Source organism: Turicibacter sp. TJ11, assembly GCF_021497505.1.
Lineage (GTDB): Bacteria > Bacillota_I > Bacilli_A > MOL361 > Turicibacteraceae > Turicibacter.
The window spans coordinates 1,649,079-1,674,712 of the sequence record NZ_CP069349.1 but is presented as its reverse complement, the minus strand read 5'-3'; the positions used below and the strand labels follow the sequence as shown (position 1 = coordinate 1,674,712).

The following is a 25,634-nucleotide window of genomic DNA, read 5'->3' as shown; positions in this document are numbered from 1 at the left end:
AAAAGATTTTTTTGTATACTTTATCGATGAATCAAATTCGAGGTGAAAAAATGTATAAAAAATATTTAACGTTAGCTTTAAATCAACAACATAAGGTGAGTTGTCAATTACCTTTAGTGAAGGATAAGTGCCAAATTGAAGTTAAAATACTTTTAGAAGAAAAATTACTCGATTTATCAGGATTAGACGTAGAGATTAAAACTGCTCTGTTGCAAGATAAAAAAATTTTAAAATCATATGAAGTCATGCCTTCAAAAATTGGGCATCTTTCGATAGAACTGATGAATAATGATTTAGAACTTGATGTTAAAGTGCCGTGTCAATTAAACATTTATGATCAGGATAAGTTATTAGGTAGTGCCTTATTTGATTTAGTCTTTTTCGAACCAGCAGTAAAGAATACTCGAAAAAAAGAATCCGTTCATGTCAAAACAGTACCAACTGCTTCACAAGTGAGAATGATTGCTCATCGAGGACTGAGTTTATTAGCACCTGAAAATACATTGCCTGCTTATGAATTAGCAGGAAAATACGGATACTATGGGGCTGAATGTGATATTCATGAAACAAAGGACAAAGAATTTATTTTATTACATGACGACTTGTTAAATCGGACGACAACAGGTAGCGGGAAGCCGGAACATTACACACTTGAGGAATTGAAGGCCTTGTTAGTCAATGAAGGACATCAAATCAAGAATTATCCACATTTAAAGATTCCAACATTACAAGAGTTTTTAATGGTTTGTAAAAGATCAGGACTTGTTCCCGTTATTGAAATTAAAGATATGAAATCTGATTCTGTGAGTCATTTATTAAAAATCATTCGACAGTTTGAAAATTTAAGTCACGTCATCATCATTTCTTTTTCAAAAGAAATTGTCACCGAAGTTCGAAAGCAAAGTGATGAGATTCAAATTCAGTGGTTAGCTGATCTAACATCTGAAAATATCGATTATTGTGCCAACTATCAAATGGGCATCGATAGTTCTAAAAAGAAAGTGTCTAAGGAAATGATTGATTATGCTCACTCAAAAGGAGTCATGGTCAATACGTGGACTGTTGATTCTGGTGAACAGATGCAAGATTTAATTAAGATGGGCGTTGATTTTATTAGTACAAACATTTTGATGCATCGTCATTTACTCAGAAGTAGTGGGAAAGTTAAGAGTTACATACTAGACAATCGTGTGAGTTATCTAGCTTGTTTACATCCAAGTATTAATAAGGATGGGGACAATCGATGGAAGTGGCATAAAAGTGGAATTTTAGAGATTAAAGGTAATCATGAGGCAAAGAAAATACTACAGCTGAAATTACCTGCGATGAACATAGGGGATGTGGTAAGTGTCTCATTCTTTTATCGATACATAGGTGGGGACGAAGTGTCAGTTGCATTAGAATATATTGAATCCGATGGAATTTCTTTAATTGAGCGTCGAATGAACACAGAATCAGTGGATGATTGGCGATTTTTTGAGAGTCAGTTGATTGTCTTAAACGATGTGACGGGAATGAAAGATTACTATAATCTTTTAATCGGATCTTGGCAAATGAGTTCGTCACATTTCATGATTCGAGATGTCCGAGTTAAAGTGGATTATATGTAAAAATAAAGTTCCAAAAACAGAAGATGATTATATTTGACTGGAAGCTCATAATTTATCTTTGAAGATATATAGAAAGCGAAAAAATTTAAAAGATGATGTAGCAAGCGTAGTTGATTGATGTAAGTGTTGAAGAGTGAATCTTTAACACTTTTTTTGTTTTTGAAACTTAAAAATTTGATTTCGTTTTAATTTATTTTTATTTAAAAAAGACATTTTTTGATAAAAAATTACAAAATATACAGGAAAATACATTAATAATTATAAAATTTTGGTATAATATTCTTGGTTATCAAGGTTATTTTCATATATAACGCAAATATGGTGCGTAAGTTTCTACCCGATTTCCGTAAAAAATTGGACTATGAGAAGAGATAGATCAGGCCATTCGTTCTATCGCAAGGAGGTAACTACATGAAGAAAAATTCGGCTTATGTTTTAATGGTTCCAGGATTCGTCCTACTATTGTTATTTTTAATGTTGCCATTATGTTCAATCTTATGGCCAACAATCTTTACTAACGGATTATCTTTAAATCAGTATATTTCATTCTTCCAGGATGAGTACTATTTAGAGATTTTCTATCGAACGCTGAAAATCTCCTTGATTTCTACCTTGGTTTGTACACTATTTGGAGTGCCGACCGCATATTTTATTTCTCGTTGTTCAACAAAATGGAAGGGTTTATTAATTGCTATTTCAATCTTCCCATTATTAACGAACTCCGTTGTTCGTAGTTTTGCTTGGATTAATATCCTAGGTAAAAATGGGGTTATTAATAATGCATTAATGAGCTTAGGTATTATTGAACAGCCAATTAGTATGCTTTATACTGAGTTTGCTGTCTTAGTCGGAACAATTTATTTATTCTTACCAATTATGATTATTACTTTAGTGGGAGTAATGGATAATATTGATAACGATATGATGGAGGCAGCTGAAAGCTTAGGAGCTAATCGTTTAACAGCTTTTATAAAGGTTGTTTTGCCGATGAGTGTTCCAGGAATGATTACAGGAGCAGTTCTTGTTTTTACTGGATCATTAACAGCATACACAACGCCACAGCTTTTAGGTGGTAACAAAGCATTAGTTTTACCAACTTTAATCTATCAACGTGCCATGGCCTTAAATGATTGGACAGGTGCAAGTGTAATTGCAGCGATTATGATCGTAGCGACACTTATTGTTATGAAGGGATTAAACTTCGTAGCTGCAAGAATAGATAAGCGAGGTGAACTAGATGCGTAAACATAAAATGTTAACATTAATTTCAATGTTCGTTTTTGCTTTTCTGTTTTTTCCATTAGTTATTATTACAGTCACAGCTTTTGGAACAGAAAATACGATTTCATTTCCGATTAAAGGATTTACTTTTGATTGGTTCGTTAAAGCATTAACGTCAAAAACATTTATGGATTCTTTCTATTTAAGTTTTAAACTAGCGTTTATATCAACTTTAATTGCGTTAGTCATTGGAATTCCTGCTGCTTATGGGATGTCACGTTACTCAGTTAGAGGAAAGAAGTTATTAAAAAATTTTTTCTTATCTCCAACAATTGTTCCTGGAATTGTTATTGGATACGCCTTATTCCAGTTCTTAGTGATTAAACTTCAATTACCAGTTTTTCAAGGGTTATTATTTGGACACTTCTTAGTTGTATTACCTTATATTATCCGAATCGTTGGGGCATCACTAGAGCAATTTGACTTCTCAATTGAAGAAGTTGCTTGGAGTTTAGGATGTAACAAGATCCAAACATTCTTCAAGATTGTTTTACCAAACATCTCAAGTGGAATTATTTCGAGTTTCTTATTAGCTTTCATTAATTCATTTAATAATATTCCAGTTTCTATGTTCTTAACAGGACCGGGTATTTCAACTTTACCAACGGCTTTGATGAACTATATTGAATATTATTATGACCCAACGGTATCAGCTGTTTCAGTCTTACTAATGGTGGCAACAATTATTATTATGTTTATTGTAGAAAAAACACTTGGAATTAATTCATTGGCAAAATAGGAGGAGACACCATGGCATTCGTAGAATTAAACGATATTCGCGTCACTTATGATGGAAAAAATGATATTTTAAAAGGATTAAACTTACAGATGCAAGAAGGTGAATTAGTGTCTTTACTTGGTCCAAGTGGATGTGGTAAGACAACAACTTTACGCGTCATTGCAGGTTTTATTGATATAGCAGATGGGGACTTCTTAGTTGATGATGATAATTTTACTAAGATTCCAGTTCATAAACGTAATTTCGGTTTAGTTTTCCAAAGTTATGCCTTATTTCCGCACTTAACTGTAAAAGATAACGTAGCTTTTGGATTGAAGCTTCGTAAAATGGACAAAAAACAAATCGAAGAAAAAGTTGATCACATGTTAGAAGTCTGTGGATTATTAGAGTATAAAGATCGCTTACCTAAACAATTATCAGGTGGACAACGTCAACGTGTTGCATTAGCCCGTGCTTTAGTCATCGAGCCTAAACTATTATTGCTCGATGAACCATTAAGTAACTTAGATGCAAAACTTCGCATTCAAATGCGTGTTGAGATTAAACGAATTCAAAAAGCATTAGGAATTACAACAGTCTTTGTTACACATGATCAAGAGGAGTGCTTTGCAATTTCTGATCGTGTGGCTGTCATGAATAAAGGGATTATTGAACAATATGATACACCTGAAAATATTTATGCTAGACCAAAAACAGAGTTTGTTGCTCGTTTTATTGGCTTTGAAAACTTTATTCCGATGAAGCACCAAGAAGGTAACACATTCTTAAGTGAGAATTTAATATTTACGGTATCAGAATTACCTGAAACGACAACAACACTTGGAACAATTCGCCCAGATGATATCGAGATTGTTAAGGAACAAAAAGAAAACTGTTTAACAGGTGTCGTTCAAGTTCGTACGTTCTTAGGGAAGAGCTATCAGTATGAAGTTCAAACAAAAGTCGGAAAAATTGTTGTAAATCATGATGGAGCAGATGTTTATGAGATTAATGATGAATTAACCTTACATCTTCCGCCTAACAAAATCGTTTTAGTTTAAACAAGTAAAGAGGAGAATGAAAAGTATGAAAAAGGCATGGAAATTAGCATTAGGAGCTGCAATGGCACTAGCACTTGTAACTGGATGTTCAGGAAATGAAACAGAAGGTTCAGGGAAAAAACAATTAGTTGTTTCAACGTGGGGATTAAGTCAAGATGTATGGGAACAAGAAGTTAAAATTCCATTTGAAGAAAAATTTGATTGTGAATTAGTATTAGAAATTGGTGGAACGAATGAACGTTACACTAAATTAGCTAATAATCCAAATGCTTCAGTTGATATCGTTGAGTTATCACAATCAGCAGCAGCTAATGGATATGAAGCTGGATTATTTGAATCAATCGATTATTCAAAAATTCCAAACGCTACTTCATTAATTGAGCCAGCAGCAAAATTAGCTGAAGACGGATTTGGAGCTGCTTATACAGTAAACAGTATTGGGATTATTTATAACCCAGATGCTGTTGGATTTGAAATTAATGACTGGTCTGATTTATGGAATCCAGCATTAGAAGGTAAAATTTCAATCCCAGATATTACAACAACATTTGGACCAGCAATGGTTTATGTAGCTAACGATTTTGCAAATGGAGATATTGAAGCAGATCAAGGTGAAGCTGCATTTAAAGCATTAGAAGAATTAAAATCAAATATTGTTAAGACATATGCAAAGTCAAGTGACTTAGCTAATATGTTTGCTTCAGGTGAAATTGCAGTTGCAGTTGTTGGAGATTTTGGAATCCCTACTATTGAGCAAGCACAACCCAATGTAAAATTCGTTGTTCCTGCATCAGGAACGTATGCTAACTTCAACACAGTTGATATTAATAAAAATTCTCAGAATAAAGAATTAGCTTATGAATATGTGAACTGGCGTTTAAGCCAAGAGCTACAAAGTACAACAGCAGTTAGCTTAAATGAAGCACCAACTAATAAAGATGTTGTCTTAACTGAAGATGTAGCACAAAATAAAACTTATGGTGAAGTAGCAGAGAATGCTAAAGTAATAAACTATTCATTTGTTAATCCATTATTAAATAATTGGATTGATCAATGGAACCGTATTGTTAACCGTTAATTAAAGCGGAGGATTCAATATGGGTATGATCATAAAAAATATTTCAGTCTATCAAACATTTACTCAACAATTTGAAATAAAAGATGTATTAATTGAGAATGGACGTTTCGCTTATATTGCTGATTCATTATCGATAACAAATGAATCAGTAGTTATGGATGGAACAGGAAAATGGATGATTCCAGGCTTAATTGATATTCATATACATATTGAAAGTTCTATGACTTTACCTTCACGCTTTTCCGAAGCAGTTTTACCTCATGGGGTTACGACGGTGGTTGCTGACCCTCATGAGGTTGCAAATGTGTTTGGAATTGAAGGAGTTCAATCATTTTTATCCAATGCGACCGCATTGGATATTTTTTATGGCATTCCTTCTTCAGTCCCTTCAACGTCACCTCAGTTAGAAACAACAGGTGGATTCATAGGAGTCAATGAAGTGAAAACACTTCTTAAAAATCCAATGATTTTATGTCTTGGGGAAGTAATGAACTTTCAACATTTATGTAAAGAAGAAACATCAATGATTAAGGATATTATTAAAGCTTGCCAAGAACTAAAGCCCTTTTTACCAATTGAAGGTCATTGTCCAAAAATTACTGGTCGAGATTTAGCTGATTTTATTGCAGCAGGTGTCACCGCTGATCATACGCAACAAACTCCGGAGAGTATTGTAGAAAAAATTAAAAGTGGGATGTTTTTAGAAATTCAAAAGAAGTCTATGACGAAAGAAACGATTCAAACGCTAATCAATCATCATTTTTATGACTATTTTGCTTTTGTGACAGATGATGTGATGGTTGATCAACTCCTCAAAGGACACTTAAATGAACTGATTAAATTAGCTGTTTCATTAGGGATGTCAGTCGAAAAAGCCATTTATTGTTCCACTTATACGCCTGCTAGACGGATGCATTTAGAGGATAGAGGAATGATTGCTCCTGGGCGTTTAGCTGACTTTATTGTTTTAAGTGATTTAAATCAGTTTACGATTCATTCTGTTTATAAAAAGGGTGAGTGTGTCTGGGGTGAAGATTTCACCTATAAAGAAAAGCACGATCAAATATTTCCCTCCTATTTTTATGAATCAATTAAGTGTAAAAAGGCAACAATTGAAGATTTCAAAATTAAAGTGTCTGGAAAAAAAGCAATCTGTAATGTCATTCAAATACAACCCCATTCAACATTTACTAAACATATCCAAAAAGAAGTTATTATTAAAAAGGGACAACTTGATTATAAGTCGGCTAATCTTTGTTTATTAACGATTTATGAGCGTTATGGAAAAAATAATAATATAGCACATGCTTTATTAGATGCACCTATTCATCAGCGTGGAGCTATTGCAACATCTTGCGCACATGATCATCACAATGTCATGGTGATGGGGAATCATGCAGAGGATATGATGCTAGCTCAACAAACGATTTGTGAGATGCAAGGAGGCTATGTCGTTGTACAGAACGGATGCGTAGTTGCTAAAGCATTTCTAGAAATAGGTGGGATTATCAGTGCTCAACCGATTCAAGTATTAGCTCAACAATTAAAAGAAGTTCGAGTTGCAATGCAACAATTAGGTTATCAACATGATAATGAAATTATGTCTTTTTCAACATTATCTCTTCCGGTTTCGCCTGAATTAAAAGTCACCGATGTTGGAATGATTAATACAAAAACACAAGAAATAATTCCATTAATTGCGGAGGTATATGATGAAAACTTTAATTAAAAATGCTTGGATTTTAACAATGGATCAGGCGTTATCAACCTATCCACAAGGAATGTTAATGATGGAAGATGATCAAATTACTTATGTGGGTGATTATGATGCTTTATTAGCAGAAGATGCGGATGAAGTGATTGATGCGATGGGAGGCCTACTGATTCCAGGAATGGTTAATACACATGCGCACGTTTCAATGATTCCTTTTCGATCATTAGGAGATGACTGTCCGGATCGACTTCGCCGTTACTTATTTCCGCTCGAAATTGAATGTATGAATGCATCATTAGTTTATGAAGCAGCACGTTATGGTATTTTAGAGATGCAACGTAGTGGTGTAACGACGTTTTTAGATATGTACTACTTTGAAGAGGAAGTGGCACGTGCATGCGATGAGATGCAAATGCGCGGAGTTCTTGGAGAGACGGTTATTAACTTTCCAACATGTGATTGTGAAGAAGCATATGGTGGCCTTGACTATAGTGAGAATTTTATTCGTAACTGGAAATCACATGAATTAGTGACACCAATCATTGCACCTCATGCAACGAATACAAATGACGCTTCTGCATTAAAGGCGGCCCACGAAATTGCCAAGACATACGATACGTTAATTTCTATGCATGTCGCTGAAATGGATTATGAAATGAAGGAATTTCGTGAAAATTATAATATGACACCAGTGGAATATTTAGATTCAATTGGTGTGTTGAGTGATCGCTTAGTAGCTGCGCATTGTATTCATGTCAATGAACATGATATGAAGTTAATGGCCGCACGTGGAACAAGTGTAGCACATTGTGTAGGATCGAATATGAAAGCTGGAAAAGGGATTTCACCTATTAAAGAAATGGTGCAGCATGGAATTACAGTTGGACTTGGAACGGATGGGCCAAGTAGTGGAAATACACTGGATTTATTTACTCAAATGAAAACAACAGTTTATGCTCAAAAAACACATTATAAAGATCGGTCATTATTTAAAGCAGAAGAAATTTTAAAGTTAGCGACGATTGAAGGAGCGAAAGTGTTAAAGATGGATGAAAAAATTGGCTCATTAGAAGTTGGTAAAAAAGCGGATCTTGTTTTGATTGAAACAAACTCGGTAAATATGTTCCCAATTTATGATCCATATTCAGCCATTGTATATAGTGCAAATGCTTCAAATGTGGATAGTGTCTGGATTAATGGGGTACGTGTGTTAAAGGAAAAGCAATCTATTTTTAATCAACAGGAGATTAAAGAAGCATTAATGCAAGAAATGAAAATTTTCAAACAACGTGCAATTGAACGTTCAAAAGAATTATAGTTATTGAAAAAGGAGCTTATTATTTTAAAATAATAAGCTCCTTTTTCATTGTCCTCGTTAATCCTCTTTTTAATATATAATAGATGACCTTGCTAACTGAATGATTCGTGTTCTCATTAATAAATATCATTAAAGATTTAGAGTGTAGATAGTTCTTCGTGATTATAGCTGGTTGATGAGTAATTGGCGATGAAATACTTCTTCATATAAAGTGGATAAGTGATTAATTTTGTTGATATAAAGATGAGGAATGGGGTGAGAGAGTTGGATATTGATTGTATCTGAACTGATTTTAAGTTCATCAAATTCATGGATGAGTGCAATTAATTCGTTTGCTAGTTGAAGAATGAGTGCATATTGTTTACATTTCATTAAATCTTCGTCTGTTAAAAGATTAGCATGTTCGTTTTTTATGTTAAAGCGATCAAGAAGTTTAATGGAATAAGCAGCCATTAGTTGCTCTTTCGGTTCAAGTCCGTTAATTTGAAGATTCATCAACAAGTGAAACGTATGTTTATTGATGTTTTGTGCAGAAATAACCTGACCGATTTGATGCAGTTTACTTATTACTTTTAAAGTACTTAAAGAAGAGTGATCGTTTATACCGAGTTGATTAGCAATTGTTAATGTCGACTGCTTAAGTCGATCATTGTAATGTTCATCTAACTTAAAATGAATGAGTAAGTTACAAATAGAATAGTCTAACACAGAATGAGCAGGGAGTTGAAGATTTTTAAATAATAGTCCTTGTCGAATTCCGTACCGGTTAATGATGAGTTCTTTAGAGTCAATGTATCGCATCAGTGATTGAACAGTCATGAGGCAGCCTAAAACAATATCAGCACGTTCCTTTGACATCCCTTTAATCGTTAAACGATCTTTAAGTGGCAAAGGAGCGAGGAGTTCATAGACGGTATTTATATTTTTATTGGATAGTTTATAGTGATGTTGAAGTTTAATCGTATCGCCAGTTGATTGGCGATAGATTTTACTAATCATTCGTACTGTTCCGCCAATCCCAACAATCGGTAGATGAATGGCTTCTTTTAACCAAGGAATCTGCTGATAAGAAGATTGAATAAATTCATTGAAAGTGTCTTCTTTTTCTTTAGTAATTTCCTCTGATAAATTAAATTGTTTACTCGTCGCAATAGCACCTAGTGGAAGACTGACAGCATGTATTAATTTCTTATTTTTCACTAAAACAATTTCCATGCTTGATCCACCAATATCAATTTGAAGGTAATCAGACAAATCAATGGTATGAAGGGTTGCGAGGTAACCATAATACGCCTCGGTTTCTCCAGGAAGAAGTTCAACCGAAATTTGAAGTTGGTTTTGGATACGAGCCAGGAGTTCAGTAGCATTTTTGAGACGACGAGTCGCTTCTGTTGCAATGGCTAGAATTTGATCCACGCGATGATAATCACTTAAATGTTTAAAGTAACTTAAAATATCAAGTAATTGTTTGCTTCCTTCTTCAGTTAACGTTTGATCAGGACTTAAAAATTGACTGATACGAAAAGGGACTTTTTCCTCTTTAATAATATCGTAGTAACGGTCCGAATACAGTGTTGCAATTAAAACTTTAATTGAGTTTGAACCTATGTCGATAATGCTCAATCTTTTCAATCAAATCACACCTTTATCTTTTGATTATGAGTGATATTATTTGATTCTGATTTCAAAATTAATCTTAATCACTCGTTTTGTAGCTGTATTTTATTAGTTAATATGAGTTTTAGTTTATGAATTTTTTAAATCCTAATAAAACTAATCTTTTTTAAAATTTCTCTACATGTGTTAGAAATAAATCTATCTTGTAAAAAATCATGATGACGCTAAGAACTTTTTCTCTAGAAAATTTATCTAGGCTTATATATATAATATAGCAAAAGAGCATAGAATATTAGAAAAGACCGATATGATTTTAATGAAATCAAAAAAAGACGAATGTTTTAACAAAAAGTTAATAAAAATATTACAGAAGATTAATTCATTTGAAGTCGATAATATGATTAAAAATAGGTAGATAGAATAGGGAGAAATAGAGGATGAAGTCGTTAGATCAACCAAGTCATTTTTTTAATCGAGAATTAAGTTTAATCGAGTTTAATCAACGAGTATTAGATCAGGGAAAGAATCATGCGAATCCATTACTGGAGCGTGCCAAGTTTTTATCCATTGTTAGCTCTAATTTAGATGAGTTTTTTATGGTTAGAGTTGCAGGTTTATATGATTTATGTCAAGCGGAACTCAATTCGTTAGATATTTCAGGACGTACGCCGATTCAACGAATGAAAGAATCGTTGTTTAAGACAAGAACACTAGTTAGTGACCTGTATGAGACATATGATCAATTACTAGAGGAATTAAAGACTCATGACATCGAGCTAGTGAAGTATGAGCAGTTAGATGAAAAAACCAAAGGTTATATGGATTATTACTATCAAACGCAGATTTATCCAGTTTTAACTCCAATGGTCATTGATCAAGCACGTCCGTTTCCGTTAATTTTAGATAAGACGTTAAATATTGGACTGTTACTCATAGGTAAACAAGATTATGAACAAGTTTTTGCAACCATTCAAGTTCCATCTGTGTTACCACGAATCGTTCGTGTTCCTACAAAAACAGGATCAGTTCATATTTTACTTGAGGATTTAATTAAACCAAAGTTATCTGAACTCTTTAGCAGTCATGATGTTTTACATAGTTGCTGTTATCGGATTACTAAAAATGCGGCGATGCATGTGGATGAAGAAGAAGCAGAAGACTTATTAGAAACGATTGAAGAATCATTAAAACAAAGAAAATGGGGAGAAGTCATTCGTCTTGAAATTGAATCACAAGCTCCAAGAGAAGTGGTGACGATTCTAGAAGAAGAATTAGAAATAGAAGATGAATATACGTTTCGTGTTCATGGCCCAGTCGATCTCACTTTTTTATCAAAGCTTGCAAGTATTGAAGGTTACGAAGAGTTAAAATTTAAACGTAAGATTCCAAATTCTATTTCAGAATTAAAGGAGCGAGTGATCTTTGATGTCTTAAAAGAAAAGGATATCTTGCTACACCATCCTTTTCAATCATTTGATCCGATTGTAAAAATGGTCCAACAGGCAGCAGATGATCCGAAAGTTTTAGCGATTAAACAAACCTTATATCGTGTGAGCGGAAACTCTCCAATTGTTGAAGCTTTAGCACGTGCCGCAGAAAACGGAAAGCAAGTGACTGTTTTAGTTGAATTAAAAGCGAGATTTGATGAAGAAAATAATATTCATTGGGCACGAAAACTTGAAAAGTCAGGTTGTCATGTGATTTATGGTGTCATTGGCTTAAAAACACACTGTAAAATATTATTAATCGTTCGTAAAGAAAAAGAGGGATTAAGACGTTACGTTCATTTTGGTACAGGGAATTATAATGATGTTACAGCTAATTTTTATACAGATATGGGGATTTTAACATCAGATTATCAATTTGGTGAAGATGCATCGATCTTATTTAACATGCTATCTGGCTACGCGTCGGCTGATCGAATGAAGAAGTTAACGATTGCTCCTCATAAACTGCGTTTAAAGTTTGAAATGCTCATTGATCGAGAAATTAAACATGCTAAAGCGGGAAAAAAGGCACATATTATTGCTAAGATGAATGGATTATATGATAAACAACTCATTACGAAATTGTACGAAGCATCAGCGGCAGGCGTTAAAATTGAATTAATTGTTAGAGGAGTTTGTTGCTTACGTCCACAACTTAAAGGAGTTAGTGATCATATTACAGTACGAAGTATTGTTGGACGATTGCTCGAGCATAGTCGCATTTATTATTTTTATAATGATGGAGATGAGGAGTTTTATATTTCAAGTGCTGATTGGATGTATCGTAATTTAAGTCGACGCGTAGAAACGATGGGAATTGTTGAAGATGAAACCATTAAAGAAAAGATGAAACAAATTTTAGAGATTTATTTAAGTGATAATACGAATGCGTACGAACTACAATCAGATGGAAGTTACAAACTTGTCGCACCGCGTAAACCTGTGATGAATGCTCAATTAGAAATGTGGCAACTCATGAAGGATGATTCAAATAAATTAAAAATTTGTGACGTTTTAGTTCCCATCTCAAGATAAACGTAAGTTTAGGACATCTCTTATGAGAGATAATATTTAAGTTAGACTAGTGGTCGATTCATTTTACTTTAAGATGTCTGAGTAACAATTCGATCATTTGTTTTTAAAAATCGTGTTAGAAATGAATAAATACATATAAAAAAAGCATCGATGATTGAGGAAATGATCGATGCTTTTTTCTGTTCATATTACCTCTTTTTTCTGAATACAGTGATAATAGATGATAGTGAAATGGGGGGATTCGTTTGGAGTGGTTAAAAGTTAAAGATTCAGAAGAACTAAAACAATTAGGAACTTTTAATGAAGTTAGAAGGCAAATTAAGCTTGATGGGGGAAAACATATTCATATTACCGGTCGTAGTTGGAACGAACTAATAGAGGCTATTAGTAGTTTTAAACAAAAACTTGAAACATTAAAAGTAAATGAACATCCATCAGTTGAAGTGAGTAAAGAACGAGTTAATGATCGTGTTAATGACAGTGATTACTTTACTAGTCTTGCTAGTGAGTATATTTTTTATTTAACAGAGTTAGATGGACAGTTACGAATGAATAAACTGAATATTAAAAGTACGCATTTCAGTGATCAACGTCAAGCTAAATCATGGCGAGATAAAATTTCTAAAGTGATTCACCCCGATCTTTGTCATCATCAAAAGGCAAGTGAAGCGATGGCTCAACTGAATGATTTATATAATCAAATGGTTGGGAGGGATTAATTATTACTGTGAAAAATGAGCTTATACCATACCGACAAGGAAAGGATTTAAACTATACAGAACCAGTGCTTGAAAATCAAATTACCCAAAAAGTTAAATCAGAATTACAACGAGCCTGGCGAGATAGTATCCTCATTGATGAAAAAGGATGGATGTGGGTTAAAAAGAACAAATTACACAGTATTATACGAACTAATAAAGCAAATGCACAGTTTTTAGTTATGAGATTATCGAGTGAATTTAAGTGTAACTTTAACGGAGAGCTTTATATCAGAGGATATAAAGTATTAGAACTATTAGCCAAAACAATTGAAGAAAATGGAGCGGGAAAAAAGGGACTGAATTTAGAAGCCTCTAAGAAATTTTATGATGCGATTAATACTTGTGAAAGTGTAAGATTACAACGATTAGAATATGACTACACGTTAAATGAGGCACGTAAAAAATTAAAAAAGAAGCGCCGTACGAAATATAAACTCACGCATGATGAATTAACAGGAGAGCCACTTATTATTAGAAGTTGTGAATTTTCGCATATTCGGAGTCAAGCCATGTATCGTGAACTATCGGATCATATTGATAATGGCTTAATTGTGAATAAGGAAACTCATCGACTGATTACTGAACGTGGAATTAATGACGAAAATGAGTTATTATCATTTTGCAAAGAACAAGGATGGAAAACAGATTGGTATGATGCCTATATCCACAAATTTAAGTGAGGAATACAATCTTTTTTATAACGTAAACTTTTACTTAAATGACTCTTAAAAAGATCAAAACCAGTAAGTAGGAAGAGTTATAAACTCTAAGTAGAGGTGTTACCCTGATAAGATGAATTGAATATGATATGAGAAGTAGAGAAGATGTTCTAATAGATATATATAATAAGTAGAAATTTTATGTAATTATAAAGATATATCTTACGGAATAATCTTCCATATGCTAGAATAAGCGTAAATTTTATAATATAGAGGAGAGATAAAGTTTATGGACCCCGAGCCGACGAGTTTAATTTCACAATTTATTTTGATTTTCGTATTAACCGCGTTAAATGCATTCTTTGCTTCAGCAGAGATGGCGATTGTTTCAGTCAATCGAAATCGAATGAAAATGTTAGCAGATGATGGAAATAAGAGAGCAACCTTACTTGTTCAGTTATTAGAAGAACCAAATAAGTTTTTATCAACGATTCAAGTAGGGATTACGTTAGCAGGATTTTTCTCAAGTGCATCAGCAGCAACTGGCGTTTCAGAGGTGGTAGGATATTACCTATCACAAATTGGAGTTCCTTATGCACAGTCAGTTGCACTTGTTGTGATTACCTTGCTGTTATCTTATTTTACGCTCGTTTTTGGTGAGTTAGTGCCAAAGCGAATTGCTTTACAAAAATCAGAACAGATTGCGATGTTATCGGTCAGACCGATTGTCTTTGTTTCTAAACTAACGAAACCATTTGTTAAATTGTTATCTTTATCAACCAACTTATTACTTCATTTACTCGGGATCAATGATTCTGACTTAGAAGAAAAAGTATCACGTGAAGAAATTAAATCACTTGTAGATGCAGGAGAAGAGCATGGTGTGATTAATCAAATTGAAAAAGAAATGATTAATAGTATCTTTGATTTTGATGATAAGCTAGCTAAAGAAGTCATGACTCCGCGAACGGAAGTCTACATGATTAATATCGAGCAAAAGCTATGTATTAATGAATTGTTAGATGAGAAATATTCACGTATTCCGGTTTATGAAGGTGATATTGATAACATTATAGGTGTTTTATACCTTAAAGACTTTTTTAATGAAGCTTACAAGGTAGGATTTGAGAAAGTTGACATTAGAAAACTCCTTCATACTCCTTCTTTTGTACCTGAATGTAAAAATATTGATCAATTATTTAAAGAGTTACAAAAGTCAAAAAATCATTTAGCTGTCTTAATTGATGAATATGGTGGATTTTCAGGAATTGTGACGATTGAAGATCTTATCGAGGAAGTCATGGGGGATATTAATGACGAATACGATGAAGATGATCCTGCTATTAAAAAAGTAGACAATACGACTTATCTTGTTAATGGATTAATTACCATTAAAGAATTAAACGATAAACTAAATCTAAAAATCGATGAAGAAACAGATGATTATGATACATTAGGTGGGTTTTTAATTAATCAAATAGACTATATTCCTAATGAATCAGAAGAGTGCATGGTTGAAGTTGAAGATGTTTTATTTAAAGTAGAAGGTATCAAAGATAAACGAATTGAAAAAGTAAAAATTTGTTTTAATAAACTTGAGTAGATAAGCTAAAAGACTGTATTAATTAGGATGCAGTCTTTTTTCAGTACGCTAACTAAAAGAGAATACATTGACTAGCTCTAAAGTTTTTTGACGCTAAAACAATAATCTGAATTGATTGGCTTATTTGTAAACAATAAAGATGTCTTGATTTTTTGTTTATCTTTTGAAAGGTTGACGTATGATATAACAAGTCACGATTTTAAAAGATAAATGTATTGATTTTTTATTTGAGTTTGTTATAATAGTCGGAACAGCATTGGTTAACAATAAGATTAAGATTTTAATGAATGAATCATTAGTGAATCAAACGATAAAAATGGAGGGATAACATGACGAAAATTGCAGCATTTTTTGATATTGATGGAACGATTTATCGTGAAGGACTCATTACAGAAGTCTTTAAAAAGATTATCAAATATGAATTAATTGAAGAAGACGTTTGGCATAACGAGGTAAAACCAGTTTATTTAAAATGGGATCGCCGAGAAGGTGATTATGATGAATATTTATTAAAAATGGTAGATGCTTATAAACAAGCGATTTTAGGCGTTAGTAAAGAGCATATTGATCATGTCGCACAAAAAGTGATTAATCAAAAAGGTGATCGTATTTATACGTTTACACGTGAACGAATGAAGTGGCATAAAGAACAAGGTCACATTGTCATTGCGATATCAGGTTCGCCAATGGAGTTAGTTAGTAAAATGGCGATGAAGTATAAGATGGATGACTTTAGAGGAACGATTTATGAAACAGACGAATTAGGTCGTTATAATGGAAATGTGATTCCAATGTGGGATTCGGTTAGTAAACAAAAGGCGATTAATGAACTTCAATCAAAGTATGATATTGATTTAAGCCAAAGTTATGCATATGGAGATACGACAGGAGACTTAACGATGTTTCATGCCGTAGGGACACCTTTTGCGATTAATCCAACAAAAGAGTTAATTACAAAACTCATGGAAGATGAAACATTAAAGGAAAAAATTAATGTCATCGTTGAACGTAAAGATGTTAAATATAAACTAGATATGAACCATATTGAATTAATCTAATCAAAAAGCCTCCTAACTTAGGAGGCTTTTTAATTTTACATCATAACAATTATTCGTGAATGATGATGACTTCAAATGGTTGAAGGATAAAATCATGATAAATATCTTGGTTACTATCGATAAGCTGATACGTAGTTGGAAGAGCTGAAAGAGTGACTTCATGATGATTAAAGTTTTGCAAAAATAAATAGCCATCACGATACGTCACAATGACTCCTTCAGGAAGAGGGATGTCTAGTGGACGGTAAATTTTTGTTTCTTTTAAAAGTTGTGTATAAAATTCATCATAAAAATCATCTTCAAATCTTGTGGCAATATAATACGCGTGTCCTTCTTTAAAGGAGTTAACCGTTAGGGCAGGCTTATTTTGATAAAAATCTTCGTTATAAGTCATAAGAGTTTGAGCCGTACTTGGAATGATTAAATCACATAACTGTGAGCATGTATAAGTTTTGTCTTTTGTTAACCATGAAGATGTCGTTGGTGAAGCACTATTTGTTTCACCATCAAATAAACCATCAATTTCTTCACTTCGAAGACCTAAAACGTCCATTAATCCATGAGGTGTTCCTTCTAAATAGCAAAGATCCGTTTCATTCACAATTCCTGACCAATAAGTCGTGACTAATGTTCCTCCTGCCTCAACGAAGGCTTTTAGTTTTTGTTCAAAGTTGTTGCGAAGTAAGTACATCATTGGAGCAATGACGATTTGGTAAGAAGAAATATCACTGTTCATATCGATAAAATCAATCGAAGTACCGAGCTTCCAAAGGGCTTTATAATGTTGTTGAACGGTTTCTTTATAATGCATTCCAATATTACGAGGACCTTGCATATCATCAATAGCCCAACGATTTTCCCAATCAAAAAGAATAGCAACTTGTGCTTGATTACATGTTTTTGTTAAAGGTGATAGTTGCTCAAGTCGAATTCCTAGCTCAGAGACTTCACGAAAAACGCGCGTATCAGATTTTCCGTAATGATCGATAACGGCACCATGAAATTTTTCAGAGGCTCCACGACTTTTACGCCATTGAAAATATTGAACAGAATTTGAACCATGAGCAATTGCTTGCATAGAAGAAAGCATATGCATGCCTGGTTTTTTTAATTTAGCGACATTTTGCCAGTTCGTCATACTTGGCGTACTTTCCATTAATAAAAAAGGTTTATTTTTAATAGAACGCATTAAGTCATGCATCATGGCTGTATCACAGCCAATGTCTAAATCGGTTGTCCCAGCTTTATGCCAAACAGGATAAGAATCCCAAGAAACAACATCAATTAAATCTTTCGTGTCAAAGTAATTAATGCCATAGAAGTAATACATCATATTGATGGTAACAGGAAGATGAGGATTGTAAGATTTCACACTTTCCTTTTCCCATTTAACAAAATCAAGGGTTTGATGGCTGACAAAACGATACCAATCTAAATTAAGTCCATGTAACATCATCTCTCCATGTAAAGCGGGACTTTCAATTTGATCCCATGAGGTATATCGATGACTCCAAAACGTTGTCCACCAAGCTTGATTTAAGGCATCAAGTGTTTGGTACTTATCTTTTAACCACTGACGAAAAGCTTCCTGACAAAGTGGACAGTGGCATTCTCCCCCGTATTCATTAGAAAGATGCCATAAGATAACTCCTGGATGATTGGCAAAACGTTTAGCTAACTCACCGTTAATTTGTGCGACTTTATCACGATAAATCGGTGAGGTATAGCAGTGATTATGACGAAGTCCAAACAAGTTACGAACGCGATTTTTCTCAACACGTAAGACTTCAGGATATTTTTGAGCTAACCAAGGTGGACGAGCGCCACTTGGCGTTGAAAGAATCGTGTAAATTCCATGATCAAAAAGATTATTAATGACTGATTCTAGCCATTCAAACTGATAAACTCCTTCTTCTGGTTCAAGCATCGACCAGGAGAACATTCCTATACTCACTACATTACAATGAGCTTCTTTCATTAACTCAATATCTTTAGCTAAAATATCTGGGCGATCGAGCCATTGCTCAGGATTATAATCTGCCCCATGTAACAGATCAGCAACTCTTAACTCATTAAATTCCATTTTTAAGTCCCCCTCATGTAAAACATACAACTTCATCTTAACAGATGAAAGCGATTAATTAAAGCGAGTTTTGGTAATATATTCTATTTATGAGTGAATATGATCTATCAGTTCAAATAAAACTTATTGAGAACAGCTATTTAAGCCCGGGAGAAGTCTAAGTTTTAAAAATTTTACTCATTTATAAGCCATCAACACATATTATTTACTAAAGATTATTAGAAAAAATAGAGATTGATGATGTTGATTTGAGTGAATGGGCGATTTATCGAATGACTAATGAAATAATAGTTAGCATCAGTTTAATCATGAATGTTTTGGATTTATTTGGTATAATTAAAATGAGATGTAGTCATTCATTAATGAATTGAAATGGAGTGATTAGATGAGGGAATTAAAAGAAGTTTTATATTCAGAAATAGAAGATTTTCGTGAGATGGGGCATCAGTTTGTAAATGGTGAGTTAAGTGTGATGAAGTTTAAACATGCTTCAGGTGGTTTTGGTGTTTATGCTCATCGTAATAAAGAAGACATGATGATTCGATTACGTATTCCTTCAGGTGTTTTAACGTTAGAAGACATGAAGGTGATTGATCATTTATCCAAAAAATATGGTGTAGAACGTATTCACTTAACAACACGTCAGGCCATTCAGTTACACGGGTTATCGATTGATGAAATCTGTGATTTAATGAAAGAGGCGCTCGATCATGATTTGTATACACGTGGAGCGGGGGGCGATTTTCCACGTAATGTCGCCATCTCTCCTTTATCTGGAGTTGATCCAAATGAAGCTTTTGACGTAACACCTTATGCATTAGCGACAGGAAATTACTTTTTAAAACAAATTTATAAATATAAGTTACCAAGAAAATTGAAAGTATCTTTTTCATGTAGTGATGCAGATGAGGCACACTGCCGTGTTCAAGATTTAGGTTTTTTAGCAGTGACCAAAGATGGAAAACAATACTTTCAAGTTTATTTAGGAGGAGGTCTTGGTCAAAATCCTCGTCTTGCTCTTAAATATGAGCCACTCATTAAACCAAGTGACGTGCTGTACTATGTGGAGGCAATGGTTCAACTATTTATGGCTGAAGGCGATTATGAGAATCGCAATAAAGCGCGTGTTCGTTATATTGTTGAAAAACTCGGAGAAAAAGAAACATTAGCAGCTTATCAAAAATATGTGGATCAGTTAAGGGAAAAAGGTGGTTTAGAGTTAACAGAAATCACAAATTCAACCATCACTAAAACGGCTGAGCCTGAATTACTAGAACATCCACGTTTGTTTGCTCAAAAACAATCAGGATTGTATAGTGTTTATTTACAACCAGTGGGGGGACAACTGGAGTTAGTAGACTTTGAAAAATTAATTTCATTTATTGAGTCAGTTGAAGGTATAGAAGTTCGTTTAGCGATGGAAGAGGGAATGTGTTTTAGAAACTTAACGGCAAAAGAAGCTAAACAATTTTTACAGTTAACGGATGAGATGAGTGGTAACACAAGATTAGAACAAAGTATTTCTTGTATTGGAGTTCCAACATGTCAAGTTGGTTTATGTAATAGTCAATCAACCTTACGTGAGATTTTACAATATTTTAAAGATAGAAATTATAATAAAGATATTTTACCGCGAGTCTTTTTATCAGGATGTCATAATTCATGTGGTGTCCATCAAATTGGATCGATTGGATTTACTGGTAAAAAGAAAAAAGTGGACGGAACTTTGGCTGAATGCTTTACGTTTAGTGTTGGGGGAAAAATTAGTGCTGATGAAACGGTATTAGGACATAGTTATGGGGAAATGTTAGCAACACAAATTCCTGAATTTTTATATGAATTAGCACAAGATATCGAAAAGTCAAATCTTGATTTTGAAGATTATAGAGTTAAAGAAGAAGCAGCCTTTCATGCACTTGTAGAAAAATATCTTGTTTAAGTAAACTCCATACTAATCTACTGATCATTAAAAGTAATCTTATAAACGATATTAAAAAAGGTAAGCCGGCATCATTCTAGAATAATCTAGAGTGTTGCCGGCTTTTATTTTATATAGCTCAGAAGGAGTTAAACACAAGACAAAAGAATAGAACTTAGTAAAATGCATAATCTATCGATAGATATACGCATAAAACATAAGAGAAAAATGATTCACTTTTTTCAACCAACACCGAGTACTTTAGTTTGGAATTACTAAAGTAAAGAATGATAAATTTGTGAGATTTAGATTTATTTTTAATCAGTGATTAAAGGAGGTAGCTGTTAAAAGACGATGATAACAGCGAAATAAAATGGGAAATATGTTAGTAGAAGCCTTATCTACTTTAACCCGAACAAAATGCTGGGTTAGAAAAGATATTTTATTATTAGAATTTACAGTTTCAAATGCTTGTATTATTAGTGGACTTGGTAAACAAAAAGATCAATGGGTTTTAGTCGATACAGGACTTGAAAATTCAGGTGATTTTATTCGTCATGTTGTGGAAGATGAACTAGGTTTGGGAAAAAAGCCAGAAGCTATTATCTTAACACACGGGCATTTTGATCACGTCGGATCCGTATTTGAACTAGCTACTCACTGGGATGTTCCAGTTTATATTCATCCACTAGAACTGCCTTATGTAACAGGAAAAAAAGATTATCCACTAGCAGATACTGAAGTGGATGATGGATGGATTGCTAAACTTTCTAAAAGTTTTCCACATACAAGTATCGATTTAGGAGATCGTGTTCATCCATTGCCAGAAGACGGGACGATTCCCCATTTACCTGAATGGCGCTTTATTTTAGTTCCGGGACATACAGAAGGACAAATTGCTTTATTTAGAGAGCGCGATGGAGTGTTAATTGCATCAGATGCTTTTACAACGGTCAAACAAGAATCTTTGATGTCAGTGTTATCTCAGCATGAAACAGTAAGTGGCCCTCCTAAATATTTTACAACGAACTGGGAAGAGGCTAAAAAATCCATCCAAAAAATTATTGATTTAAATCCACAACTAGCAATTGTTAGTCATGGTCAGCCTATTGAGGGAGAGGAATTAAGAAATCGTCTTCAAGAATTAATGAATCATTTTGATGAGGTAGCTAAACCACATCATAAAAAGACGGTTGAATAAATGAAAAAAGATTAAGTTCGTCGGAGCTTAATCTTTTTGTTTATTAAGATTATTAAAAAAACAAAGAACAAGAGCTACGAGGAATGATGATGCCAATGATAGAATTTATAAAAAACATAAATAAGAAAGAAAAAGAAATATAAATGAAGAATGTTAAATAAAGAAGAGGCAAAGAAACTAAAGTAAGAAAAGAGATATAAAATAAACAGACTTAAACTAATAAAAATATCCATCCGCTTATATTTAAAAACATGAAATGATTCTGTCACATCACTTTCTGATTTAATAACGAGATAAAAAACGAATAATTGATTCACAAGAATCAACGTATTTAAAATAGTCGTTAATAAGAAAGGTGAAGTCGGAGCATTTCCAACTTGTAATATTTCAAATAAAAAAAGTCCAATCATTAATTGGCTAGCAAATGTTAACGTAAAGCTTTGATATTTTTCATTTATTAAAAATAAAGCATAGGTGATCAGTAAATAACTACAAAGATGAATGATTAAGTCTAAGTGAACGATTCTAAGTGAAAAAAACATTAAGATAGTACCGATCAATAAGTAAAGATAGGCTTTTTTCATTTTCATTCCTCCTAAAATCTATCAAGAGATTATGTGTAAAAATATGAAAATATAAAAGTGAGCTAGTGAAGTTAAGTCTGAAAATCTGAAAGGTAAGGGGATAGATGATTAACTTTTTTTGATGAGATTCTATAGTCATTTATCCAAAACATTAATGAATGGACTTTATTTTTCATAGATGTGAGCAGATTTATCATAAATAACGTCTTAAACTCATAGAATAAATTAAAAGAATCATAGATAAGTCTACTGTGACTTTCATAGTAATCACGTGTTAAAATACATCAAACACTTGCTAGAACAACATTTGAAAAGCAAATCAAAAACAACTCATGTAGTATTTGTTTAAAAGAGTTTTGATTCATTTTTGATCACTCCTTTTTAGTTGATGCTATAAAAGACTGAGCGTTCATTAATACTAAGATATACAAACGTAAAAAAACAGTGTCTAGATATAATAAAAATTTTTTTGGAGTAACTATTTTAAGTTAAATCTGCTGAAATCTTTAAGCAATTATGCCTATTCATTCGTTTGATCGGCTATATCAGAAGAATCTCTTTAAGGTGGTTAATAAAAAGGTGTATCTATTTTAATCTTTTAAACATACTATGGTCTCAGGGACCTCTAGCGATTTTAAAAAAATCTAATCGACAATAAAAAATGTACGTTATTATTGTTTAGGTTTGATAATGATTCTTAAAGTTAAAAGTTTTTCACTATTTGTTTTGTCAGTTTAGCTTAATTTTTAACGATGTAAGAGTTGTGTTAATACTTAACTGTTCATTTTTAAATCACTGAGGTTTATTCTGAACAGGTGTCATGGATTTTGATTTTTATAGATCATGAGAACGAAATAATGATAAGTAATTTTGAAAAAATAAAAGATAGATATTTATGGATATCAATGAATATGGAAGATGGTGAGTTCATCGTGGAAAGTATATATCAGTATTATAGTCAGGGAATATGGAAGAAGAGTGAATCTGGTGAAACAGTTGAGATTCAGTCTCCTTATTTAAAAAAGACGATTGGCTTTGTTCAAGCTTTAACACAAGAAGAAGTCGATCAGTGTATTCAGGGGGCAAAAGAAGCACAGAAAAGTTGGGCGAAAAAGAGTATTTATGAGCGTGCTCATTACTTACAGGCATGGGCTGATGAGTTGTTGAAAATGAAAGAGGAATTAGCAACAACTGTGATGCAAGAGGTCGGTAAGGCTTATCAAGATGCAGTCAAAGAAGTGGAGCGAACTGTTGATTTAATTCGTTACACAGTTGACGAGGCGATTCATTCAAGGGGTCAAAGCTTAAATGGTGAGAACTTTCCTGGTGGAAGTCGTTCAAAACTTGCAGTTGTAGAACGAGTACCCCTTGGAGTCATTCTTGCGATTTCACCGTTTAACTATCCTGTCAATTTAGCAGCAGCTAAGTTAGCGCCTGCCCTAATTACAGGAAACAGTGTGATTTTCAAACCTGCGACACAAGGATCAATCAGTGGAATTAAAATGATTGAAGCATTAGCAAAAACAAATCTTCCAGCAGGTGTATTAAACTTAGTGACAGGAAAAGGTTCAGTTATTGGAGATTATTTAGTTGAACATAAAGATATTTCAATGGTGACGTTTACGGGTGGAACAGTAACAGGTGAGCGAATTGCACAAAAAGCAAAAATGATTCCGCTCGTCATGGAATTAGGAGGAAAAGACCCAGCGATTGTCTGTGAAGATGCTAACTTAAAGCTTGCTAGTAAACAGATTGTTTCAGGTGCCTACTCTTATTCAGGACAACGCTGTACAGCTATTAAACGTGTTTTAGTTCATGATTCCGTAGCAGATGAACTACTATCATTAATTAAGTTAGAAGTTGAAAAATTATCAGTTGGTTCCCCAGAAGAAAATGCGACGATCGTTCCTTTAATCGATCAGCAGGCGGCAGATTTTGTTCAAGGGTTAATTGATGATGCTTTACAAAAGGGTGCAACGTTAGTACTCGGTGGTGAACGTAAAGACAATCTGATTTATCCAACGATACTAGATCACGTTACGAAAGAGATGCGTATTGCGTGGGAAGAGCCATTTGGACCTGTTTTACCAATTATTCGTATTTCTTCTTTAGAAGAAGGAATTGACATTGCAAATGCTTCTGAATATGGACTACAGGCTAGTGTCTTTACTCAAAATATTGATCAAGCTTTAACAATTGCTCGAAAACTTGAAACAGGATCAGTGCAAATTAATGGTCGAACGGAAAGAGGACCTGATCATTTTCCTTTTATAGGAGTGAAAAAGTCAGGACTAGGTATTCAAGGAGTCCGTCGTAGTATTGATTCAATGACGCGCGAAAAAGTAATTGTTTTAAATATTAACGAATAACAAAAAAGAGTTTCATTCGATGATCGAATGGAACTCTTTTTATATTTATTTTTGTTTCATAGAGAAAATACAAATCAAACTTCCTGATAAGAAGAACGAAAAGATTAGATAAAATGCCTTTTGTGGGTCGTAAGTCGTTTGATAGGAATTAGCATCGTGTATGATGATTTGGGTTGAAAGCATCGTTGCAAGTGGATACGCCAATAAAATCAATAAAATCCCCATGATAAAAATGAATCCTTGTTTATGTTTGGTTATAAAAGTTTTAATTCTTTTAAAATAGACCACGTCAGTTAATTTATTATTCATTATAAAATCCCCCCTATGAGTTTTATGGGTATTATATCCTATTAGATAGTGTTTAACAACTAGTTGCTATATCATCAAGCAGGTGTCTCTTAACGTTGTAGTCATCATATTTTTCATTAATGGATAAGCCTATTTAAGAGGAGATCTTTCATTCAACTTCTAATAAAGTT

General features: G+C 33.4%; 19 protein-coding genes and 1 riboswitch. Of the genes, 15 read left to right on the top strand and 4 right to left on the bottom strand.

Going from position 1 to position 25,634, the window contains the following annotated elements; translation table 11 throughout:
- The first annotated feature begins 50 nt into the window (after positions 1 to 50).
- The 7 genes from JRC48_RS08015 (at position 51) to JRC48_RS07985 (ending at position 8,780) form a co-directional block, all read left to right on the top strand.
- A complete protein-coding gene (locus JRC48_RS08015; RefSeq protein ID WP_235069045.1) occupies positions 51 to 1,610 on the top strand; it encodes a glycerophosphodiester phosphodiesterase family protein in 1,560 nt (519 codons plus the stop codon).
- A 281-nt stretch (positions 1,611 to 1,891) separates the two neighbouring features.
- A riboswitch (purine riboswitch) is annotated at positions 1,892 to 1,992 on the top strand.
- 29 nt (positions 1,993 to 2,021) lie between these two features.
- On the top strand, positions 2,022 to 2,855 hold the full coding sequence (locus tag JRC48_RS08010) for an ABC transporter permease (RefSeq protein WP_235069044.1): 834 nt from the start codon (positions 2,022 to 2,024) through the stop codon (positions 2,853 to 2,855).
- Positions 2,848 to 3,630 carry an ABC transporter permease gene (locus JRC48_RS08005; protein WP_235069043.1) on the top strand — a complete coding sequence of 261 codons (783 nt, stop codon included), beginning with the start codon at positions 2,848 to 2,850 and terminating at the stop codon, positions 3,628 to 3,630. The genes JRC48_RS08010 and JRC48_RS08005 overlap by 8 nt, the downstream gene beginning before the upstream one ends.
- Positions 3,631 to 3,641: 11 nt before the next feature.
- Positions 3,642 to 4,670 carry an ABC transporter ATP-binding protein gene (locus JRC48_RS08000; protein WP_235069042.1) on the top strand — a complete coding sequence of 343 codons (1,029 nt, stop codon included), beginning with the start codon at positions 3,642 to 3,644 and terminating at the stop codon, positions 4,668 to 4,670.
- A 25-nt stretch (positions 4,671 to 4,695) separates the two neighbouring features.
- Complete coding sequence (locus JRC48_RS07995; protein ID WP_235069041.1) at positions 4,696 to 5,748, top strand: ABC transporter substrate-binding protein; 1,053 nt, start codon at positions 4,696 to 4,698, stop codon at positions 5,746 to 5,748.
- 19 nt (positions 5,749 to 5,767) lie between these two features.
- Positions 5,768 to 7,477, top strand: a complete 1,710-nt coding sequence (locus JRC48_RS07990; RefSeq protein WP_235069040.1) for an adenine deaminase C-terminal domain-containing protein — start codon at positions 5,768 to 5,770, stop codon at positions 7,475 to 7,477.
- Positions 7,461 to 8,780, top strand: coding sequence for an amidohydrolase (locus JRC48_RS07985; protein WP_235069039.1), 1,320 nt, complete (start codon positions 7,461 to 7,463; stop codon positions 8,778 to 8,780). The genes JRC48_RS07990 and JRC48_RS07985 overlap by 17 nt, the downstream gene beginning before the upstream one ends.
- Positions 8,781 to 8,942: 162 nt before the next feature.
- Here the strand turns inward: JRC48_RS07985 and JRC48_RS07980 are convergent, their stop codons facing one another.
- The gene (locus JRC48_RS07980; protein WP_235069038.1) at positions 8,943 to 10,412 is read right to left on the bottom strand and encodes a Ppx/GppA family phosphatase; all 1,470 of its coding nucleotides are present in this window, start codon (positions 10,410 to 10,412) and stop codon (positions 8,943 to 8,945) included.
- Between the two features lie 422 nt (positions 10,413 to 10,834).
- Between JRC48_RS07980 and ppk1 the strand changes: the two genes are divergently transcribed.
- The 5 genes from ppk1 (at position 10,835) to JRC48_RS07955 (ending at position 17,000) form a co-directional block, all read left to right on the top strand.
- Positions 10,835 to 12,919: a polyphosphate kinase 1 gene (gene ppk1, locus JRC48_RS07975; RefSeq protein WP_235069037.1), complete on the top strand. Its 2,085-nt coding sequence runs from the start codon at positions 10,835 to 10,837 to the stop codon at positions 12,917 to 12,919.
- Positions 12,920 to 13,164: 245 nt separating this feature from the next.
- Entirely contained in the window at positions 13,165 to 13,638 is a 474-nt protein-coding gene (locus JRC48_RS07970; protein ID WP_235069036.1) for a hypothetical protein, read from the top strand.
- Positions 13,639 to 13,646: 8 nt separating this feature from the next.
- Entirely contained in the window at positions 13,647 to 14,360 is a 714-nt protein-coding gene (locus JRC48_RS07965; RefSeq protein WP_235069035.1) for a hypothetical protein, read from the top strand.
- 268 nt (positions 14,361 to 14,628) lie between these two features.
- Positions 14,629 to 15,942 carry a hemolysin family protein gene (locus JRC48_RS07960; RefSeq protein WP_235069034.1) on the top strand — a complete coding sequence of 438 codons (1,314 nt, stop codon included), beginning with the start codon at positions 14,629 to 14,631 and terminating at the stop codon, positions 15,940 to 15,942.
- 329 nt (positions 15,943 to 16,271) lie between these two features.
- Positions 16,272 to 17,000 (top strand): HAD family phosphatase, encoded by a 729-nt coding sequence (locus JRC48_RS07955; RefSeq protein ID WP_235069033.1) that lies wholly within the window; start codon positions 16,272 to 16,274, stop codon positions 16,998 to 17,000.
- A gap of 49 nt (positions 17,001 to 17,049) precedes the next feature.
- On the opposite strand, the gene JRC48_RS07950 is transcribed toward JRC48_RS07955, so the two are convergent.
- Positions 17,050 to 19,083, bottom strand: coding sequence for a beta-galactosidase (locus tag JRC48_RS07950; protein WP_235069032.1), 2,034 nt, complete (start codon positions 19,081 to 19,083; stop codon positions 17,050 to 17,052).
- Between the two features lie 385 nt (positions 19,084 to 19,468).
- Between JRC48_RS07950 and JRC48_RS07945 the strand changes: the two genes are divergently transcribed.
- Both JRC48_RS07945 and JRC48_RS07940 read left to right on the top strand, forming a co-directional pair.
- Complete coding sequence (locus tag JRC48_RS07945) at positions 19,469 to 21,022, top strand: nitrite/sulfite reductase (protein ID WP_235069031.1); 1,554 nt, start codon at positions 19,469 to 19,471, stop codon at positions 21,020 to 21,022.
- Positions 21,023 to 21,374: 352 nt separating this feature from the next.
- Positions 21,375 to 22,202 carry an MBL fold metallo-hydrolase gene (locus tag JRC48_RS07940; protein ID WP_235069030.1) on the top strand — a complete coding sequence of 276 codons (828 nt, stop codon included), beginning with the start codon at positions 21,375 to 21,377 and terminating at the stop codon, positions 22,200 to 22,202.
- A 74-nt stretch (positions 22,203 to 22,276) separates the two neighbouring features.
- Here JRC48_RS07940 and JRC48_RS07935 read toward each other — a convergent pair whose 3' ends face one another.
- Complete coding sequence (locus JRC48_RS07935) at positions 22,277 to 22,786, bottom strand: hypothetical protein (protein WP_235069029.1); 510 nt, start codon at positions 22,784 to 22,786, stop codon at positions 22,277 to 22,279.
- 932 nt (positions 22,787 to 23,718) lie between these two features.
- On the opposite strand from JRC48_RS07935, the gene JRC48_RS07930 reads away from it, so the two are divergent.
- On the top strand, positions 23,719 to 25,155 hold the full coding sequence (locus JRC48_RS07930; RefSeq protein ID WP_235069028.1) for an NADP-dependent glyceraldehyde-3-phosphate dehydrogenase: 1,437 nt from the start codon (positions 23,719 to 23,721) through the stop codon (positions 25,153 to 25,155).
- Between the two features lie 45 nt (positions 25,156 to 25,200).
- Here JRC48_RS07930 and JRC48_RS07925 read toward each other — a convergent pair whose 3' ends face one another.
- A complete protein-coding gene (locus JRC48_RS07925) occupies positions 25,201 to 25,464 on the bottom strand; it encodes a hypothetical protein (protein WP_235069027.1) in 264 nt (87 codons plus the stop codon).
- Between the last annotated feature and the right edge of the window lie 170 nt (positions 25,465 to 25,634).